At 78.1% G+C, this 1,294-nt stretch carries 1 pseudogene; it reads right to left on the reverse strand.

Annotated elements, in window-relative coordinates:
* Window positions 1-1,294, reverse strand: a pseudogene (locus tag DEP02_RS22185) (AAA family ATPase); the annotation flags it as partial.

A 1,294-nucleotide genomic window follows, 5' to 3' on the forward strand; every position in this document is an offset into this window, starting at 1 on the left:
CTCGCGCAGCCGCCGGTCCGCGGTGGCCGCGGCGGTCTGCGCCGCGGTGAGGTCGGCGGGCGGCTGCTGGGCGGCGGCCGCGGTGTCGGCCTCGGCGAGGACCGCCCGTACGGCGGCCTCCTCCGTGTGCCAGGCGTCCAGGCGCCGTTGCAGCTCATGGTGGGCGGCGTCGTCGAGGAGGGCGGCGGCCGCGGCCTGCGGGGTGTCGAAGCCGGCCCGGAAGGCGGCCTCGGCGAGCCGTCCGTCGGCGTCCTTGAGCCGCTCGGCGCTCTCCTCGGCGACGCGCGCGGCGTCGGCGGCGCCGGTGAGCAGCGCGGCCCGGTGCTCCAGTTGGGCGGCGCGCGCGGCGACGCTGCCGGCGGTGCCCCTGACCTCGGCCAACTCCGCTTCCAGGGCGGCCTTTTCGCGGTACAGGCTCTCTCTCAGGGTCAGCCGCGAGGCCGCGCGGACCTCGGCCTGGCGGCGGTCGGCGAGCCGCCGCTCGCGCTCCTCCTCGGCGGCGCGCAGCTCCTGCTGTGCCGCGTGCAGCGCGGAGGCGTCCCGGCGTGCCCTCTCGAGCAGCGCCTGCAACTCCTCGGCTTCCTCGGCGAGTTGTGCGGTGGGCGTGTCGCCCGCCTCGGCGGTGGCGGCGGCCAGGGCCTCGCGTACGGCGCCGAGACGGCGCTCGTCCCCGGCGCGCTGTTCGTCGGCGGCCTGGTAGGCGGCCAGGGCACGCTCCTCCGCCTCGCGGTCGACGTGTCCGGCGACCTTGCGCGCGGGTGCGGGGTGTCCGGTGGCGCCGCAGACGGCGCAGGGCTCGCCGTCGACGAGGTTCGCGGCGAGTTCGGCGGCGATGCCGTCGAGCCGCTGTTCCTTCAACTCCAGCCAGTGCTCCTTGGCGTGCACGGCGTCCTGGGCGGAGGTGAGCGCGCGCCGCCGCGCCTCCTCAGTGGCCCCGGTCAGCTCGTCCCGCGTCCGGGCGGCGGCGAGCCGCTGTCGTGCGGGTTCGCGCCGTACGGCGAGCTGCTCGGCCCGGGTGGCGGCCTCCTGGGCGGTGTCGATGCGGGAGAGCAGTTCCGTACGGGTGGTCTCCCACCCGGCGAGCCATCCTTCGGCGTCCTGCAGTACGTCGTCGTCGGCGAGCTCCTGCCGGTCCACCTCGGCGCGTTCGGCGACGACCTCGGCCAGGCGCTGCTCGGCGCGGCGGACCGACTCCAGGCCGCCCAGCTCCTCGGCGGTCCGGCGGGCGGCGGCGGCGAGCCCGGCCGCGCCGGCGTCGGCGAAGTCCTCCGGGAGCAGCGCACGCGCGCGTGCC

Origin of the sequence: Streptomyces triticisoli, from assembly GCF_003270085.1 — a bacterium.
Taxonomy (GTDB): Bacteria; Actinomycetota; Actinomycetes; order Streptomycetales; family Streptomycetaceae; genus Streptomyces; species Streptomyces triticisoli.